We start from the raw sequence: 16,866 nt of genomic DNA on the forward strand, positions 1-16,866 counted from the left end.
GGGAGGGAGACGGATGCGCCGGGCCCGAGGCATCCGAGGGATCACGCGGTTGTGATGTATCCGTGGGGGTTGAGCACGTACTTCTTCGCGGCGCCCTGGTCGAAGTCGGCGTAGCCGCGCGGGGCGTCTTCGAGCCCGATGGGCGTGGCGCCCACGGCGTCGGCGATGTGCACCTTGTCGTGCAGGATCGCCATCATCAGCTGCCGGTTGTACTTCATGACCGGGCATTGGCCGGTGGTGAACGAGAGCGACTTGGCCCAGCCGAGGCCGAGCCGCAACGACAGCGAGCCGACCTTCGCCGCTTCGTCGATGCCGCCCGGGTCGCCGGTGACGTAGAGCCCGGGGATGCCCAGCGCGCCGCCGGCGGCGGTGATGTCCATCAGCGAGTTGAGCACCGTCGCGGGCGCCTCGTGCGAGGCATCCGCTCCGTGTCCGCGCGCTTCGAAGCCGACGGCGTCGACGGCGGAGTCGACCTCGGGGACGCCGAGGATCTGCGCGATCTGCTCCTTCGGGTCACCCTTCGACACGTCGACGGTCTCGCAGCCGAACGAGCGGGCGCGAGCCAGGGCGGTCCGCGTTGAGGTCGCCGACGATGACGACGGCGGCACCGAGCAGCTGCGCACCGACGGCCGCGGCCAGCCCGACGGGTCCGGCGCCGGCGATGTAGACCGTGGACCCCGGGCGCACGCCGGCGGTGTAGGCGCCGTGGAAGCCGGTGGGGAAGATGTCGGACAGCATGGTGAGGTCGAGGATCTTCTCGAGTGCCTGGTCGCGGTCGGGGAACACCAGCAGGTTCCAGTCGGCGTAGGGGACGAGGACGTATTCGGCCTGGCCGCCCACCCAGCCGCCCATGTCGACGTAGCCGTAGGCGCTGCCAGGGCGGTCGGGGTTGACGTTGAGGCAGATGCCGGTCTTGCCCTCTTTGCAGTTGCGGCAGCGGCCGCACGCGATGTTGAACGGCACCGAGACGATGTCGCCGACCTTGATGAACTCGACGTCGGGGCCGACCTCGACGACCTCGCCGGTGATCTCGTGGCCGAGCACGAGTCCCGCGGGCGCGGTGGTGCGGCCGCGGACCATGTGCTGGTCGGAGCCGCAGATGTTCGTCGACACGGTCTTGAGGATCGCGCCGTGGGGCACCTTCCTGCCGACATTCGCGGGATTGACCCCCGGCCCGTCCTTCAGCTCGAACTCGGGGTAGTCGGTGTCGATGACCTCGACCTCGCCCGGACCCTTGTAGGCCACCGCCCTGTTTGCAGACATCGTCGTCCTCTCCGTCGCGCGACAGACGTGGTCGTGCCGCTTCGTCGTGCTGGGGCTCGCGTTCGAGCTTCGTCCTCCCGGAGGACGGGCGCAATGGGGTCCGATGTGCAGGCACAGCGGAAGGCGGGGGCGCCGATACCGGCACCCCCGCCTCGCTTCTCAGCTCATCGACTCAGTCGACGTCGCCGTTCGCGTGGTCGTGGTCGGGCGCGAGGCCGCCGCCACCGGGAAGGTTGACGGTGCCCTCCGGACCGGCCGGAGCCGGGAACGAGAAGTTCCCGGGCACCTTCGTGCCCACCACGCCGTTCACCGACTCCGTGGAGTACGCGTACGTCATCACGGCCGCCGCGATCGCATCGGAGTTGACGTCCAGCGCGTCGAGCGCGAGGTTGTCGATGTCGTCGCACGCCAGGTGGTAGCAGGGGTCGTACTGCTGTCCGGCCGTGCCGCCCCAGATCAGCGCCTGCTGCGCGGTCTTGACCACTTCGGCGCCCGTGAACAGACCGCCCGCGGGGATGCCGTTCTGGATGAACGCCTGGTAGTCGCTGCGGCCGCTGAACTGCGCGTCGTCGTACGGCACGCCCGCCCATGTGTAGTAGCTCTCGAACAGATCCTCGATCTGGATGGAGCCCTCGGGGATCGGCACACCGGCAGGGGCGTCCCAACCCGACTCATCGCCGTCGTACACCATGAAGATGTAGTTCGGCGACGCGACCATGTCGAAGTTCAGGTAGAGCGCGACCTCGTCGAGCGTGCCCTCCGCCTTCCGCTCCTCGACCCACGCGCGTGAGCCGAGCAGCCCGCTCTCCTCAGCGCCCCACCACGCGAAGCGGACGGTGTTCTGGGGCTTGAGCTTCGAGATCTGCTGGGCGATCTCGAGCAGCGCCGACGAGCCGCTGCCGTTGTCGTTGATGCCGGGACCGGCCAGCACCGAGTCGAGGTGCGCACCCGCCATCACGACGTTCGCGTCGTTCACGCCGGGAAGCTCTGCGATCACGTTGACCTGCGGACGCGATTCCGGCTGGTCGACGACGATGTGCGCGGTCGATCCTGCCTGGGCCAGCGCAGCGCCGTCCGCGAAGCTCGCACCCACGACGGGGATGTTGAGCGGCGTCTGGTTGATGCCGAACAGCGTGCCCGTGACGAGGCCCGAACGAAGCTCGGTGTTGCCCTGGTTGAAGATGATCACTGCCTCGGCACCGGCCGTCTGCGCGTTGATCGCCTTGACGCCGAACTCGCAGGTGCCGCGCTGGATCAGCGCGATGTCGTTGGGCCCCGAGAAGTCGAGACCGACGAAGTCCGACGCCTCGCACCCGCTCGTGACCGGATCCCGCGGCATGGCGAGGACGATGTCGACGGGGATCACGTTGCCCGTGATCTCGCCATAACCCGTTCCGGTGAAGTTGCCCGACTCGTACTCGGCGGCGACCGGGGTCAGCTGCTCGAGCAGGGGCGGCGGCACGAAGGTGAACGGGAACTCGTCGAGCTCGACGTTCCAGCCTGCCGCCTCGAGTGTGTCGACCACGTAATCGACGCTCGCGGTGTAGCCCGGCGTGCCGGCCGCACGAGTGTCGCCGTTGGCATCCGCGATCGCCTGCAGCGCCCTCTCGTGCTCGAGGACCCCGTCGACGGTCACACACGAGAGGAGCTTCTCGTACGTGTTGTTCGTGCGCGTCTCGCATGCCTGGGTGGGGGCTGCGACAGCGCCGCCTGCGGGAACCAGTGCCAGGGCCGCGACCGCCGAGGTCGCGATCACCGCCACTTTGGCGCGCTTGGAAAGTGTTCTAGATGGGTACATCGTCTTCCCCTCCAATGCGGGCGTCATCGTTGACACCCATTGCGAGGGAGCATATTCAAAGCCGTCCGCGCGGCAAAGTGAAGAAAATGTGAGAATTTGAGCCAGTCGTCTGCGCACATCGCCCGCGCGACGTCTTCCGGTCTCGATTTGGCGGTGGGCGCAGCATCCCTTACCCTTGATGAAGCCGAAGACCGCCGGTCATCGACGTGCGTGCGAACTCACGGAGATCGAAGCTCTGCAACGCAGGGGCCCGCGCAGGTGTCACGAACGATTCTCCTGATTCAGGAATCCTGCTCCGTGCGCTTGCGCCGGAGCTTTTTTGTTGCCGCGACGAGCAGATGAGCGGATGCCTTCGGCCGGCGCCCCGCCACCGCGGAGCGTCTCATTCACACAAGGAGTGGCCATGGCGCAGAAGGAAGCATCGGTCGCCGAGCTCACGAAGAACTTCGAGGACTCGACCGCCGTTCTGCTGACCGAGTACCGCGGTCTGACGGTTGCCCAGCTCAAGGAGCTGCGCAACAGCATCCGTCAGGACGCGGAATACGCCGTGGTGAAGAACACGCTGACCAAGATCGCCGCGAACAACGCGGGGATCACGTCGCTGGACGACGACCTCAAGGGTCCGTCGGCCATCGCATTCGTGCACGGTGACCCGGTCTCCGTCGCGAAGGGTCTCCGTGCCTTCGCCAAGGCACACCCTCTTCTCGTGATCAAGGGCGGTTTCTTCGACGGAAACCCCCTGAGCGCTGACGAGGTCAACAAGCTCGCCGACCTCGAGAGCCGTGAAGTCCTGCTGGCGAAGCTCGCCGGTGCGATGAAGGCCTCGATGACCAAGGCGGCATACGTCTTCAATGCGCTTCCGTCGAAGGCCGTCCGCACGGTCGACGCGCTGCGCGAGAAGCAGGAGTCCGCGGCCTGATAACGGCCTCGGCATAGCAAACCACTATCAAGGAGAAACATCATGGCAAAGCTCAGCACTGAGGAGCTGCTCGACGCGTTCAAGGAGCTCACGCTCATCGAGCTCAGCGAGTTCGTCAAGGCGTTCGAGGAGACCTTCGACGTCACCGCCGCCGCCCCGGTCGCGGTTGCCGCTGCGGGCGCGCCCGCCGGTGCCGCTCCGGAAGAGGTCGAGGAGAAGGACTCGTTCGACGTCGTCCTCGAGGCCGCCGGCGACAAGAAGATCCAGGTCATCAAGGTCGTCCGCGAGCTCACCTCGCTCGGCCTCGGTGAGGCGAAGGCCGTCGTCGACGGTGCTCCGAAGGCGGTCCTCGAGGGCGCCAACAAGGAGACCGCCGACAAGGCGAAGGCCGCTCTCGAAGAGGCCGGCGCGACGGTTACCCTCAAGTAATCCCGCGCTGCTTCTGCAGCGATTCCACGAAGGCCCCGGGTGCTCGGCATCCGGGGCCTTCGTCGCCTGTGGGCTCAGGCGGTGCCGAGCGGGCCGACGCCGATGATCGCGGACGCGTCATCGTCGACGGGTGCGGTGGAATTGCGCACGACGAGCGGCGACGACTCGTACAGGCGATGGGTGGGCGCGTTCGGGTCGTCGAGCTGCCACATCAGCAGCTGGACCGCGGCGCGTCCCTGCTGGTGCGGACGCTGCTGCAGCGTGGTGAGCGAGAACATGTCGGCGTAGGCGTGGTCGTCGATGCCGACCACGCTGAGCCGCTCCGGAACGCGGATCCCCAACCGTCGCGCGGCGATGATGGCCCCGACGGCGACCTCGTCGCACACCCCGACGATCGCCGTCGGACGCGTCCGGCGGTCGCCGAGCAGCTCGACGGCGGCGCCGTAGCCGCCGGGCATCGTCACCTGCGACTGGACATGGCGAGCGGATGCCTCGAGCCCGGCCTCGCGCATCGCCGAGAGATACCCGTCCAGGCGCCGGCCGTCGCCGAAGCTGGTGTGCCGCCCGTCGGGGTCGCCGCCGAGGAAGACGACCTCGCGATGCCCGAGGCCGAGGACATGGTCGGTGGCGATGCGGGCGGCCGCCGCGTCGTCGATCGAGACCGCGTTGGTGCCGACGTCGTAACCGCCGACCGCCACGACCGGCTTGCCGAATGCGACGAGGCGTTCGAGTTCCCGCGCGTTGGGTTCGATGCCGACCGCGATCAGGCCGTCGAACCTCTTGCGGGCGAGGAAGTGCTCGAACATCTCGCGGCGGGCGGCCGACTCGGGAGGCGCACCGTAGAGAGCGAGGTCGTATCGGCGCTCGAGGAGCGCATCCTGGATGCCCTCCAGCACCTGGGAGAAGAACCACCGGTCGAGCGACGGCATGACGACACCCACGGTCTGCGTGCGTCCGGTCACGAGGCTCACGGCGCTCGTGGTGGGCACGTAGCCCAGGGCGGCCGCGGCATCCCTCACCCGCTGACGAGTCGCGGCGGAGACGTACCCCGAGCCCGTGAGCGCGCGCGACGCCGTCGATTTCGAGACGCCTGCCGTCCGCGCAACATCGGCGATGCCCGCCATCGGGTCCTCCTCGCGCGCCCGGGGACGCCGCCGTCACCCGGGATTCTGGAACCGGTTCCACGGGTCATTGTGCCGGGATTGCACACCTCCCACCAGTACACGAGTCGGTATTTACCGACTCGTGATGTGGGGTCATTGTGTGCCCCAGCGGCATCCCCTAGTTTGAGCATGGAATCGGTTCCCGATCTCACATGTGCGGAGCCCGAGAGGCGTGGCTTCGCGAACTCGAAGAGGAGGCAGACACATGACTGCACTGCGATCACGTCGTCGACACGGCTATATCGCGCTGGGACTGACGGCCGTCGCGGCACTCACGCTCGCCGGTTGCGCCGAGGGCGGCGATGAGGGCGGCGACAGCGGCTCGGTCGAAGGAGAGACCGTCGAGATCGCCGGCGGCATCACCGGCTCGGAGGCGGAGAACCTCCAGAAGACCTTCGAACAGTTCGAGGAGGACACCGGCATCACCGTCAACTACACCGGTGACAAGGGGTTCGAGGGCAACATCGTCACGAAGGTGGCAGGCGGATCCGCGCCCGACATCGCCATCGTGCCGCAACCGGGCCTCTTCCGCTCGCTCGTCGAGACCGGCGAGGTCAAGGAGGGCACGGCGGAGGTCGAGGCCAACGTCGACGAGTACTGGTCCTCCATCTGGAAGGACACGGGCTCGGTGGACGGTACGTTCTACGCCGCACCGATGCTGGCCAACCTGAAGGGCTACGTCTGGTACTCGCCGAAGAGCTTCGCCGAGTGGGGCGTCGAGCCGGCGACGACGTGGGACGAGCTCATCACGCTGACCGACACCATTCGCGAGAAGACGGGCGAGCCGCCGTGGTGCGCCGGATTCTTCTCGGAAGCCGCGTCCGGGTGGCCCGGGACGGACTGGGTCGAGGACCTCGTGCTGCGCCAGGCCGGACCGGACGTGTATGACAGCTGGGCAGCCGGAGACACGCCGTTCACCGACCCCGACATCGAGGCGGCATTCGACTCCGTAGGCGAGATTCTGCTCAATCCGGACTACGTCAACGCTGGATTCGGCGACGTCAAGAGCATCAACTCGACGGCATTCGGTGACCCCATTGCTGCCGCTGTGGCGAACGGCACGTGCGCGCTGACCCACCAGGCATCCTTCCTCACGGCCAACTTCCTCACCGCGAAGACGGCAGATGGCGCGACGCCGGAGGTCGGACCGGATGGCGACGTGTACGCCTTCCTGCTCCCCGGCCCGGAAGCAGGCGAGCTCGCGGTCGAGGGCGGCGGCGAACTGGTGACCGCGTTCTCGGATGATGCGGCAACGCAGCAGGTGCTCGAATTCATGTCGACGCCGGAGTTCGCCGACGCGCGCGTGAAGCTCGGCGGTGCCATCTCGGCCAACACCGGTGCCGACCCGACGCTGGCATCGAGCGAGTTCCTGACCGAGGCGATGAAGATCGTGCAGGACCAGAACACGGTGTTCCGCTTCGACGCCTCCGACCTGATGCCGGCGACCGTCGGCTCGGGCTCGTTCTGGCGCGGCATGGTCGACTGGATCGACGGCAAGCCGACGCCGCAGGTCCTGAGCGACATCCAGGCGGGATATCAAGACTGATCCATCGCATCCCGGTGCCGGGTCCGCACGCTCGACGTGCGGCCCCGGCGTCGGGGTGAGTCATCCGTCGACGTCGACGGGGGAAGGCGAAACATGTCTCAGACCACAACATCGGCGGCTGACGAGGCGCAGGGCACGCCTCCGCCGGAACGCGGAGGAAGGAAGCCTCCGTCGCGCCGGACGACGCGACTCGTCGTCACGATCGGGCTCATCCTGATCGCGGCACTGATCGTCTTCCTCCTGCTCAGCCCCCCGAACCCGGACGCTCGACCGGTCTCGCTCGGATTCTCGTACAACTCGTTCTTCCAGTGGATCGGCAACATGGGGCCGATCGTGCAGATCCCCATCATCCTGGTGATCTTCGCTGCGGTGGTCGGCATCCTCCTGGTCCTGATCGAGTACGCACCGCGCGCCGGCAAAGGCTACTTCTGGCTGCGGCTCATCTCGTGCTTCGCGATCCCGTTCCTCGCGTTCATGATGCTGCGGCCGTACCAGGGCGCCGTGATCTACGTGATCGCGATCGCCCTCATCGCCGGTGGTCTCCTGTTCTGGGCCGACTACCGGGCGAGCGAGGGCGCCGGCTATCTGTACCAGCTGACGCTCTTCATGGCGCCCGCCGCCATCGCGATCCTCGTCGGCCTCGTCTATCCGAGCATCGCGACCATCATCCAGTCTTTCTTCGACAAGACCGGGGAGAACTTCGTCGGCCTGGAGAACTACGTGTGGGCCTTCACGAACCCGCAGGGGTTCTGGTCCATCATCAACACGCTCATCTGGGCGATCTTCGCACCGGTCTTCGCGACGGTCGTCGGCCTGGCGTACGCGGCCTTCATGGAGCGGGCGCGCGGCGAGCGCTTGCTGAAGCTGCTGGTGTTCATGCCGTTCGCGATCGCCCCGGTGAGCATCAGCCTCATCTGGAAGTTCGTCTACGACTACCGCCAGGGCGAGCAGATCGGAACCCTCAACGCGATCGTCGTCGCGTTCGGCGGTCAGCCCGTGCCGTGGCTGGACATCTGGCCCCTGGTCAACACGTTCTGCCTGCTGTTCGCTTTCGTCTGGGCGCAGACCGGGTTCGCGATGGTCGTGCTCTCGGCCGCGATGAAGGCGGTCCCGGTTGAGCAGCTCGAAGCGGCCCAGCTCGATGGCACCTCGGCCTGGCAGCGGTTCATCAACGTGACGGTGCCGGGCATCCGCACGTCGATCATCGTCGTCCTGACGACCGTCACCATCGCCGCCCTGAAGCTGTACGACATCGTGGCGGTGATGACCGGCGGGCGGGCGAACTCGACAGTGCTCGGCTTCGAGATGGTCAACCAGCAGCAGCGGTTCCAGAGCTACGGACACTCGGCGGCGCTCGCCGTGCTGATCTTCGTCTTCGTGACACCACTGATCATCTACAACGTGTTGCAGCTGCGTAAGCAGAGGGAGGTGCGCTGATGACCGCCGTCGACTCCAAGACCATGCCGCAGACCACCAAGGCGGAGGCGCGGAGGGTCGCGCGTGAGACGCGTCGCAACGAGGCGCTCGCGCACAAGCGGCTGACCTCGCCGCTGGCGACCATCTTCGCGGTCGCGATCGCGTTCCTGTGGACGATCCCGACGCTCGGCCTGCTCATCACGTCGTTCCGCCCGGGCGCCGACTCGGCGACGTCAGGCTGGTGGACGGTCTTCACCAACCCCGACTTCACGCTCGGCAACTACCAGGACGCGCTCACGTCCGGTGGCACCGCCCTGACGCTGGGCGAGTCGTTCCTGAACTCGCTCGCGATCACGATCCCGGTCACGATCTTCGCCCTGGCCGTCGCGTCGCTCGCCGCGTACGCGTTCGCGTGGATGGACTTCAAGGGCCGCGGGTTTCTGTTCGTCGCGGTGTTCGCCCTGCAGATCGTCCCGATCCAGATGGCGCTCGTGCCGCTGCTGAGTCTGTTCTCGAGGGGTCTCGAGATCGGCGACGTGCAGATTTTCCCGGGGCTCGAGATGCGCGAGGTCGACCACAGCTTCGCGACGGTGTGGATCGCCCACGTCATCTTCGCGATGCCGCTGGCGATCTTCCTCCTGCACAACTTCATCTCGGAGATCCCCTCCGACGTGATCGAGGCGGCTCGCGTCGACGGCGCAGGGCACGGGCAGATCTTCTTCCGGATCATCCTGCCGCTGGCGACGCCGGCGCTCGCGTCGTTCGCCATCCTCGAGTTCATCTGGGTGTGGAACGACCTGCTCGTCGCGACGATCTTCGCCCCGACGACATCACTGCCGATGACGCAGACGCTGAACTCCTTGTCCGGCACCTGGGGCAACCAGTGGTTCCTCGTGTCGGCGGGCGCGTTCCTCGTGCTGTTCGTGCCGATCATCGTGTTCCTTGCACTGCAGCGGTTCTTCGTGCGCGGGCTCATGGCCGGCGCGACGAAGGGCTGAGAACCACAGAGAAAGGATGCCGCGGGCCCGCGTCTCACGTGGGCTCGCGGCATCCGTTCACGATGTCGTGGCCCCGGGTCAGCTGGTGCAGCCGAGCCGCGACTGGATCGAGCGCATCGCGTCGATCTCGGCGGTCTGGCCGTTCTTGATCGCGGTCGCGACCTCGAGGGCGCGCGGGTCGGTGCCGAGTTCGAGAAGCGCTTCGGCCATCGGGATCGCGCCCTCGTGATGGCGGACCATCAGCGTGAGGAACTGGCAGTCGGCCTCGACGCCGGTCGCCGCCTTCAGCGCGGCGAGCTCGTCAGCGGATGCCATGCCCATCGCCGCGTGAGCCTCTTCGTCCGTCATCGGCTCGGCGGACGAGCCGCCGTGGGCGTGCTCCGAGCCCCCGGCATCCATCCACTGCATCATCGGCCCGCCCGACTGGGGGAGACCCCACTGCACAAGCCAGTCGTACATCTCACCGCGCTGGCCGGCCTGACCGGTGGCGATGTCGTAGGAGAGCACGCGCAGCTCTTCGTCGTCGGTCTTGCCGTAGATCTCCATCGCCATCTCGATCGCCTGCGCGTGGTGCACCTGCATGTCGCGGGAGAACCCGGCCTCAGGAGAGTCGGTGCCCGGAGCTGATGGGGCCGCCTGGGAGCCGAAGGTCGAGAAGCGCCCCACCGCGAACGCGAGGCCGGCGATGAGGATGAGCGCGACGACGATCACGAACCACCGCCGGGAGCTCCCCGCCGAGGGCTCGTCCGACACGTCGCGGCCTACTTCTTGCCGGGAGCGTCGAACGCGCCGGTGCACGCGGCGTTCGGCTCGGGCGCGTTGGTGCTCTTCCAGTACGCCTTGATGAACTCCTCGATGCGCTCGTCGTCGGCCGAGTCGACCTTGAGCTGCGCGTTCCAGGCAGTCACCGCGATGGGGGTGTCCATGTCGTTGTACGGCGAGAGCACCGTGTAGGTCGACGGCAGCTCGCCCTCGAGCGTGGCGATGTCGTCGTCCGAGACCTGTGCGGGGTCGTACGTGATCCAGACCGCGCCGTGCTCGAGAGCGTGCACGGCGTTCTCGTTCGGAACCGGCTCCGTGTACACGCCGCAGTTCAGCCACATCACGTTGTGGTCGCCGCCGGCCGGGGGAGTCTGCGCGTAGTCGACGGCGCCGTCGACGTGGTTCGCGGTGTTCGTGAAGGTCTCGACGCCCTCGATGCCGCTGCCGTCGCTGTCTCCGCGGGCATACGACGGGGCCGGGGCCGGCGCGAAGACGATCGACGCGACGATCGCCGCGACGACCAGGACCGCGGCCGTCGAGCCGACGGCCCACCACACGAGCTTGCTGCGCTTGCGCTTGGCGAGCTGCTTCTGATATTCGGCCAGCTTCTCCTGGCGCTTCTGCTCGCGCTGCTGCTTGACGGTGAGGTCGATCTTCGCCTGGGTGGCGGGGTTGCCGCTCTTGCGCTTCTCGTCGGGGGACGGGGTCATTCTCGTGATCTCTGCCAATCGATGGACCGGGGCGCCCGGCGCGAGCCGCTCGAAGGCGGCTGACGGGTCGCCCTCATCTTATGCGAGCGCATGAGTCCACCCCTGAGAACGAGCCGACAGCCGGCACCTTCGCCCGGGGGCCGGACCAGCCGTGGGATAACGCTTGCGGGCCGGGTGGAGGCATCCGTTATCATGGAGACTCGAATCGATTCGACCTTCGCGGTCGATCGTGCTCCCCGGCGCCGATCGGCAGCGCCGGACGACTCGCGTCACCTCGATCCCCTTCTCCCTGTGTGCGCCATCCCGGCTCTGCCGGTGTCCACGCCGCTCCGCCTCGCCCGCCGCCCCGTCGAACCCCGCCACGAAACGAAGTCCACTGTTGCTCGACACCGCCTCCATCCCCACTCTGAAGCCCGACACCCGCACGCCCGAAGCCCATCGTCGCACCGCACCCCAGCCGCACTCCTCGTCTACGGGCGCGATCCGCACGCTCGGCAGCAACCCGGCGACCGCGCCGATCGTGCTGCACCCGGGCGACTCGATCCCGCACCGCCGTCGTGTTCTCTACATCGTGCTGCTCGGCGCGCTCACGGCGCTCGGCCCCTTCACGATCGACCTCTACCTGCCGGCGTTCCCGGTGCTCGAGGCGGACTTCGACACCACGGCCGCGATGATCCAGCTGACCCTCACGGGTACCATGATCGGTTTCGCGCTGGGCCAGCTCATCGTCGGCCCGCTCAGCGACAAGGTCGGTCGGCGCATCCCGCTGCTGTCGGTGACCGCGCTGCACGTCGTGGCCAGCGTCGGCGCGGCCCTCGCGCCGACCCTCGAGCTGCTGTCTGCCGCCCGCGTGCTGCAGGGCGCCGGTGCCGCGGCCGGCGGCGTCGTGGCCGCTGCGATCGTCCGCGACCTCTTCGGCGGGCGTCGCCTCGTGGTCATGCTGTCCCGCCTCGCGCTCGTCTCGGGCGTCGCGCCGGTGCTCGCGCCACTCGTCGGCTCGGCTCTGCTGGCCGTCATGCCGTGGCGCGGCATCTTCGTGGTCCTCGCGGTGTACGGCGCGATCATGCTCGTGGCCTCGATCGTCCTGGTTCCCGAGACGCTGCCGCCCGCGCGTCGCCACGACAAGGGCGCTACGACCGTCTGGCAGCGCTACCGGAGCGTCTTCAGCGATCGTGTCTTCATCGGCGTGCTCATCATCGGCGGCATGACGTTCTCGGGCCTGTTCTCGTACCTGTCGAGCTCGTCGTTCCTGTTCCAGCTCAGTTACGGTCTCACCCCGCAGCAGTACGGACTGATGTTCGCGGTCAACTCGTTCGGCGTGGTCGCGGGCGTGCAGACCGCTTCGCGACTCGCCGCGCGCTTCGGACCCCAGTGGGTCATGGCCTGGTCGACCGCCGTGCTCCTGGTCGCAGCATCCGCCATCATCGTCACCAACCAGCTGGGCCTGGGCCTGTGGGGCACCATCGTGCCGCTGTTCGTCTTCATGACCGCGTGCGGGTTCACCTTCCCGTGCGTGCAGGTGCTCGCGCTCGACCGCCACGGCAAGGCGGCGGGCACGGCGCAGTCGATCATCGGCGCGACGAACTTCGGGGTCGCGGGGCTCATCTCGCCCCTCGTGGGATGGATCGCGAAGGACGCGGGCATCACGGCGACGACGATGGCCTCGGTCATGGTCGGGTGCGCCGTCATCGGCGTGCTGTCGCTGTGGTTCGTCGTGCGCCCGCGCACGGTCGAGCGTCTCGCGCCCTGATCCGCGTCAGGCCGGCGGCCGCACCGGCTGCAGGCGGAAGAGTCGGACGGTGCGCCCGGACTCCCGTTCGTAGTTGCGGTAGCCGGGCCATTGGGATTCGATCCGCGCCCACACCGCGTCGCGCTCGGCGTCGGGCACCGGCGTGGCGCGGACGGGCATCCGGCGCCCGCGCACGGTGATCGCCGCGTCGGGGTGTGCGAGCAGGTTGGCGGTCCACGCGGGATGGCGGGCACCGGCGAAGTTCGTGCCGGCGACGATCGCCCGGCCCTGGCCGTCGGGCGTGTACATCAGGGGCACGTCCCGCGGCTCGCCGGACTTCGCGCCGATCGTGTGCAGCACCAGCGAGGGGACCAGCAGCGCGCTCACCTGAACGCGGCCGTGCGACACCCACGCGACGAGCCGTTCGACCGGCGGCAGCAACGCGGGGCCGATGACGCGCCGAAACACCCGCGTGCGCGTGAGTGGCGCGATGAGCCTGCGCGCCACGTCGACGACCGATGCCATGCGTGCCTCCTCACCACCGCGATGCACCGCGATGCACCGCACGATAGCACCGGCGCCACCCGACGCCCGCTCCGCCGCGTCGGCACCGAGCCGACGCGCGTGGTCACCGAGCCGACGCGCGTGGTCGCCGACAGGCGGCATGCCGCGCGCCGGTGCGCAAGGGGGTGGCGTCGATGAGTCCGCCAGGCAGAATGGGGCGATGACGACAGTCCAGCGTCGGGTCGCTGTGCCGGTCATCGCATACCTCGCGGTGGGATCCGGGCTCGTGGTCCTGTCTTGCCTGCTCGGGTGGTGGATCTTCGCGCGCGGCGACGAGCCGTTCGCCATCGACACCGCGTGGAACCTGCTCGTCGCCGAGCTGTGGCACCCCGTACTCACCGGCTTCTCGCACGTCATGGACTTCGTGGGCGGCGGATGGTTCAGCGTGCTCGTCGTACCGATCGGCGGAGCGATCGTGCTCATCGTGCTGCGGCGGCCGTGGGCGGCCGCGTACTTCCTCGCCGCCGAGGCGGCATCGGCGGCGGGCGTGCAGGTTCTCAAGCACCTCTTCGGCCGCGTGCGTCCCGAAGACATCATCGTGATCTCGGACTACGGCTCATACCCGTCGGGGCATGTGGCCAACGCCGCCACCATCGCGGTCGCCGCGGTGGTGATCTTCCCGCGCGTGTGGGTGGCCATCGTGGGCGCCGCGTGGGTCGTGCTCATGGCTTTCAGCCGCACCTACCTGCACGCGCACTGGCTCAGCGACACTGTCGGCGGAGCGCTCGTCGGTGCCGGCGCGGCACTTCTGGTGGCGGCGGTGTTCGCCGTGCCGATGGCACGGGAGGGAACCGCTGCCTCGGCGAAACGCCCGTCGTTAGGCTGAGCGCATGACTGCGTCCGCCCCCGAAGAGTCCGCACCGACTGATCCGGCGGTCGCCGTCGCCGAGGCGGAACTCGCGCGCTTGCGCGCCGAGGCCGAGGCGGCGGAGGCCCAGCTGAAGGCGGCTCAGGCCAAGGCCGCCCTCGCCGCCGCCGAGGCCGCCGCCGCGAAGGCCCGGGCCACCGCTGCACCCGCGCCCGCCGCGTCCTCATCCGAGGACGAGGGCCGGACTGCGGGAGCTTCCCGGGGTGCGGCGCCTCAGATCGGCGCAGATCCTCAATCGAGGACGGAGGCGGCGGACGGTTCGCAGGCCCAGGGGCCCGCGCGAGCGCCCCGCCACGGCTCCGCGACGCGGGAGCCGGGCCCGACGGAGTCAACCGTGCCGCAGACGGAGAGCGGCCCGCTCACCCCGCAGGAAGTCGAGAAGGTCTCCTCCGGCTACTCGTTCGAGGGGGCGACCCTCGATCTGGGCGCCCTCGTCAACGGCGACCCGGTCCCGTCGGCCCAGATCCGCATCCCGCTGCCGATGATGAACCGCCACGGGCTCGTAGCTGGCGCGACCGGAACCGGCAAGACCCGCACGCTGCAGGGCCTCGCCGAGCAGCTCGCCGCGAAGGGCGTGCCGGTGTTCGCCGCCGACATCAAGGGCGACCTGTCGGGGGTCGCGACGCCCGGGCAGTCGAGCGAGAAGCTGCTCGCCCGCACGCGGGCGATCGGGCAGGACTGGAGGCCCGAGGCATCCGTCACCGAATACTTCGCGCTCGGCGGCGTCGGCAAGGGCGTGCCCGTGCGGGCGACGGTGTCGGGCTTCGGTCCGCTGCTGCTGAGCAAGGTGCTGGGCCTCAACGACACGCAGGAGTCGAGCCTGGGGCTCGTGTTCCACTACGCCGACGCGAACGGCCTCGCGCTCGTCGACCTCTCGGACCTGCGCGCCGTGCTCACCCACCTCACGAGCGACGAGGGCAAGGCCGAGCTCAAGGAGCTCGGCGGCCTGTCGGCGGCGACCGCGGGCGTGATCCTGCGCGAGCTCATCACCTTCGCGGATGCCGGAGCCGACGTGTTCTTCGGCGAACCCGAGTTCGACGTGGCGGACTTCATCCGCACGGCAGCGGACGGACGCGGTGTCATCAGCCTGCTCGAGGTGCCGGGCGTCATCGACAAGCCGGCGCTGTTCTCGACGTTCCTGATGTACCTGCTGGCCGAGCTGTTCGAGATCCTTCCCGAGGTGGGCGACGCCGACAAGCCGAAGCTCGTCTTCTTCTTCGACGAGGCGCACCTGCTCTTCAAGGACGCGTCGAAGGACTTCCTCGCCGCGATCGTGCAGACGGTTCGTCTCATCCGCTCGAAGGGCGTCGGCGTCTTCTTCGTCACGCAGACCCCGAAGGACGTGCCGTCCGACGTGCTCGCGCAGCTCGGCTCGCGGGTGCAGCACGCGCTGCGCGCCTTCACACCCGACGACGCGAAGGCGCTCCGGGCCACGGTCGGCACCTATCCGAAGTCGGGCTACGACCTCGAGCGCGTGCTGCAGGAGCTGGGCACGGGCGAGGCGATCGTCACCGTGATGAGCGAGAAGGGCGCGCCGACGCCGGTGGCATGGACGCGACTGCGGGCACCGCAGGGACTGATGTCGCCGACGCCGGAGCCCGCGATCGTCACGGCGGTGAACGCGTCGCCGCTGCTCGCGAAGTACGGCACCGCCATCGACCGAGAGTCGGCGCGCGAGATCCTCGCGAGGAAGATGCAGGCCGCCGACGACGCGGCCGCGGCCGAGGACGCGGCGCTCGCGAAGGCGAAGGCCGATGCCGAGTACGCGAAGCAGAAGGCTGCGATCGACAAGCAGCAGGCCGCGGCCGACAAGGCCGGCGCCGCGGCGGAGAAGAAGGCGCAGCAGGAGTACGAGCGGCTGCTCAAGAAGACGGCGGGGACGACCCGCACATCGCGGTCGGCCCAGAAGTCGCCGATCGAGCAGATTCTCAACTCGAAGTCGACCCAGACGATACTGGGTGGGGTGATCCGCGGGATCTTCGGCACCGGCAGGCGCTGAGGCATCCCGATCCCGGCGGGTCGCTCCCGATCCGGAAGGTCTTCCGTGCGCCGCAGAGCAGTCGTCGTCGTCGCGCTGACGCTCGCCCTGCTGACGGCCGCGGCAGGCGTGTGGCTCGCGATCGCTGCGACGGCGGGGAACACGGATGCTGCGCCCTCGGCGTCCGTCTCGCCCTCCGCGTCGGCGTCGGCCCCGGTGACGGCCGACGACTACTGCTACGTCGAGGCGATGATCTACTACCGGGTCGAGGAGCAGGAGCTGGCGCAGACCCTGCTGCGCAAGCAGGGGATCGAGGCCGGGGCGAGCGGATTCGCCACCGGCATCGCCGCGCGGAACGAGGTCGAGCTCGAGGATCTGCGCGCGTGGTACCTCTCGTGGGCCGATGCGCGTCCGGCGGAGCCGCCGACGGACGGCCCGTGCGGCGGGCACGGTTCCGACCACGCCCAGATGCCGGGGATGCCGTCGTGGAGCGCCCTGCAGGGACTCGTCGACGCGCAGCATCCCGACGCCGAGCGCCGGTTCGCCGAGATCCTGCAGGCGCAGAACGCCGGCATGATCGCGCTCGTGACGCTCATCCTCGAGGGCGACCCGCATCCCGCCGTGGCGACCTCGGCGGAAGAGGTGCTGAAGCAGGCCGCGGCCGACCGGGCGACTCTGCAGGGGATCCTCGACTCCCTGCCCTGAGAGCCCGGTCGTGGACGG

At 68.7% G+C, this 16,866-nt stretch carries 14 protein-coding genes and 1 pseudogene; 9 read left to right on the forward strand and 6 right to left on the reverse strand.

Annotated elements, in window-relative coordinates:
* Positions 1-41: 41 nt before the first annotated feature.
* Positions 42-1,263 (reverse strand): annotated as a pseudogene (gene fdhA, locus MRBLWH7_RS19205) (formaldehyde dehydrogenase, glutathione-independent).
* 172 nt (positions 1,264-1,435) lie between these two features.
* Positions 1,436-3,088 carry a M28 family peptidase gene (locus MRBLWH7_RS19210; RefSeq protein WP_341997424.1) on the reverse strand — a complete coding sequence of 551 codons (1,653 nt, stop codon included), beginning with the start codon at positions 3,086-3,088 and terminating at the stop codon, positions 1,436-1,438.
* Between the two features lie 376 nt (positions 3,089-3,464).
* Between MRBLWH7_RS19210 and rplJ the strand changes: the two genes are divergently transcribed.
* Both rplJ and rplL read left to right on the forward strand, forming a co-directional pair.
* Positions 3,465-3,980, forward strand: coding sequence for a 50S ribosomal protein L10 (gene rplJ / locus MRBLWH7_RS19215; RefSeq protein ID WP_109211493.1), 516 nt, complete (start codon positions 3,465-3,467; stop codon positions 3,978-3,980).
* Positions 3,981-4,022: 42 nt separating this feature from the next.
* Positions 4,023-4,409 carry a 50S ribosomal protein L7/L12 gene (gene rplL, locus MRBLWH7_RS19220; protein WP_045300341.1) on the forward strand — a complete coding sequence of 129 codons (387 nt, stop codon included), beginning with the start codon at positions 4,023-4,025 and terminating at the stop codon, positions 4,407-4,409.
* A 74-nt stretch (positions 4,410-4,483) separates the two neighbouring features.
* Here rplL and MRBLWH7_RS19225 read toward each other — a convergent pair whose 3' ends face one another.
* Positions 4,484-5,533, reverse strand: coding sequence for a LacI family DNA-binding transcriptional regulator (locus MRBLWH7_RS19225; protein WP_341997431.1), 1,050 nt, complete (start codon positions 5,531-5,533; stop codon positions 4,484-4,486).
* 244 nt (positions 5,534-5,777) lie between these two features.
* Here MRBLWH7_RS19225 and MRBLWH7_RS19230 point away from each other — a divergent pair, with 244 nt between their 5' ends.
* From MRBLWH7_RS19230 to MRBLWH7_RS19240, 3 genes are all read left to right on the forward strand, one after another.
* Complete coding sequence (locus MRBLWH7_RS19230) at positions 5,778-7,118, forward strand: ABC transporter substrate-binding protein (protein ID WP_341997433.1); 1,341 nt, start codon at positions 5,778-5,780, stop codon at positions 7,116-7,118.
* 93 nt (positions 7,119-7,211) lie between these two features.
* Positions 7,212-8,555 carry a sugar ABC transporter permease gene (locus MRBLWH7_RS19235; RefSeq protein ID WP_341997435.1) on the forward strand — a complete coding sequence of 448 codons (1,344 nt, stop codon included), beginning with the start codon at positions 7,212-7,214 and terminating at the stop codon, positions 8,553-8,555.
* The gene (locus MRBLWH7_RS19240; RefSeq protein ID WP_341997438.1) at positions 8,555-9,532 is read left to right on the forward strand and encodes a carbohydrate ABC transporter permease; all 978 of its coding nucleotides are present in this window, start codon (positions 8,555-8,557) and stop codon (positions 9,530-9,532) included. The genes MRBLWH7_RS19235 and MRBLWH7_RS19240 overlap by 1 nt, the downstream gene beginning before the upstream one ends.
* 78 nt (positions 9,533-9,610) lie before the next feature.
* Here the strand turns inward: MRBLWH7_RS19240 and MRBLWH7_RS19245 are convergent, their stop codons facing one another.
* Together MRBLWH7_RS19245 and MRBLWH7_RS19250 are read right to left on the reverse strand one after the other, a co-directional pair.
* Positions 9,611-10,285: a DUF305 domain-containing protein gene (locus MRBLWH7_RS19245; RefSeq protein WP_341997440.1), complete on the reverse strand. Its 675-nt coding sequence runs from the start codon at positions 10,283-10,285 to the stop codon at positions 9,611-9,613.
* An 8-nt stretch (positions 10,286-10,293) separates the two neighbouring features.
* Complete coding sequence (locus tag MRBLWH7_RS19250; RefSeq protein WP_341997442.1) at positions 10,294-11,004, reverse strand: DUF3105 domain-containing protein; 711 nt, start codon at positions 11,002-11,004, stop codon at positions 10,294-10,296.
* 379 nt (positions 11,005-11,383) lie between these two features.
* Here MRBLWH7_RS19250 and MRBLWH7_RS19255 point away from each other — a divergent pair, with 379 nt between their 5' ends.
* On the forward strand, positions 11,384-12,754 hold the full coding sequence (locus MRBLWH7_RS19255) for a multidrug effflux MFS transporter (protein ID WP_341997444.1): 1,371 nt from the start codon (positions 11,384-11,386) through the stop codon (positions 12,752-12,754).
* Between the two features lie 6 nt (positions 12,755-12,760).
* On the opposite strand, the gene MRBLWH7_RS19260 is transcribed toward MRBLWH7_RS19255, so the two are convergent.
* Positions 12,761-13,258 (reverse strand): nitroreductase family deazaflavin-dependent oxidoreductase, encoded by a 498-nt coding sequence (locus tag MRBLWH7_RS19260; protein ID WP_341997446.1) that lies wholly within the window; start codon positions 13,256-13,258, stop codon positions 12,761-12,763.
* A gap of 199 nt (positions 13,259-13,457) precedes the next feature.
* Here MRBLWH7_RS19260 and MRBLWH7_RS19265 point away from each other — a divergent pair, with 199 nt between their 5' ends.
* Genes MRBLWH7_RS19265 through MRBLWH7_RS19275 form a run of 3 tightly spaced genes read left to right on the forward strand, consistent with a single transcriptional unit; the run spans position 13,458 to position 16,848 of the window.
* Positions 13,458-14,123, forward strand: coding sequence for a phosphatase PAP2 family protein (locus MRBLWH7_RS19265; RefSeq protein ID WP_341997448.1), 666 nt, complete (start codon positions 13,458-13,460; stop codon positions 14,121-14,123).
* A 4-nt stretch (positions 14,124-14,127) separates the two neighbouring features.
* A complete protein-coding gene (locus tag MRBLWH7_RS19270) occupies positions 14,128-16,164 on the forward strand; it encodes a helicase HerA-like domain-containing protein (protein ID WP_341997449.1) in 2,037 nt (678 codons plus the stop codon).
* Positions 16,165-16,209: 45 nt separating this feature from the next.
* A complete protein-coding gene (locus MRBLWH7_RS19275; RefSeq protein ID WP_341997450.1) occupies positions 16,210-16,848 on the forward strand; it encodes a DUF305 domain-containing protein in 639 nt (212 codons plus the stop codon).
* Positions 16,849-16,866: the final 18 nt, after the last annotated feature.

Source organism: Microbacterium sp. LWH7-1.2, assembly GCF_038397755.1.
In the GTDB taxonomy this organism is placed as follows: Bacteria; Actinomycetota; Actinomycetes; order Actinomycetales; family Microbacteriaceae; genus Microbacterium.

What these genes read in the sequence shown, in the direction of transcription:
- MRBLWH7_RS19210 (WP_341997424.1), bottom strand. Translation starts at nt 3,088, where the DNA reads ATGACGCCCGCATTGGAGGGGAAGACGATGTACCCATCTAGAACACTT.
- rplJ (WP_109211493.1), top strand. Translation starts at nt 3,465, where the DNA reads ATGGCGCAGAAGGAAGCATCGGTCGCCGAGCTCACGAAGAACTTCGAG.
- rplL (WP_045300341.1), top strand. Translation starts at nt 4,023, where the DNA reads ATGGCAAAGCTCAGCACTGAGGAGCTGCTCGACGCGTTCAAGGAGCTC.
- MRBLWH7_RS19225 (WP_341997431.1), bottom strand. Translation starts at nt 5,533, where the DNA reads ATGGCGGGCATCGCCGATGTTGCGCGGACGGCAGGCGTCTCGAAATCG.
- MRBLWH7_RS19230 (WP_341997433.1), top strand. Translation starts at nt 5,778, where the DNA reads ATGACTGCACTGCGATCACGTCGTCGACACGGCTATATCGCGCTGGGA.
- MRBLWH7_RS19235 (WP_341997435.1), top strand. Translation starts at nt 7,212, where the DNA reads ATGTCTCAGACCACAACATCGGCGGCTGACGAGGCGCAGGGCACGCCT.
- MRBLWH7_RS19240 (WP_341997438.1), top strand. Translation starts at nt 8,555, where the DNA reads ATGACCGCCGTCGACTCCAAGACCATGCCGCAGACCACCAAGGCGGAG.
- MRBLWH7_RS19250 (WP_341997442.1), bottom strand. Translation starts at nt 11,004, where the DNA reads ATGACCCCGTCCCCCGACGAGAAGCGCAAGAGCGGCAACCCCGCCACC.
- MRBLWH7_RS19260 (WP_341997446.1), bottom strand. Translation starts at nt 13,258, where the DNA reads ATGGCATCGGTCGTCGACGTGGCGCGCAGGCTCATCGCGCCACTCACG.
- MRBLWH7_RS19265 (WP_341997448.1), top strand. Translation starts at nt 13,458, where the DNA reads ATGACGACAGTCCAGCGTCGGGTCGCTGTGCCGGTCATCGCATACCTC.
- MRBLWH7_RS19270 (WP_341997449.1), top strand. Translation starts at nt 14,128, where the DNA reads ATGACTGCGTCCGCCCCCGAAGAGTCCGCACCGACTGATCCGGCGGTC.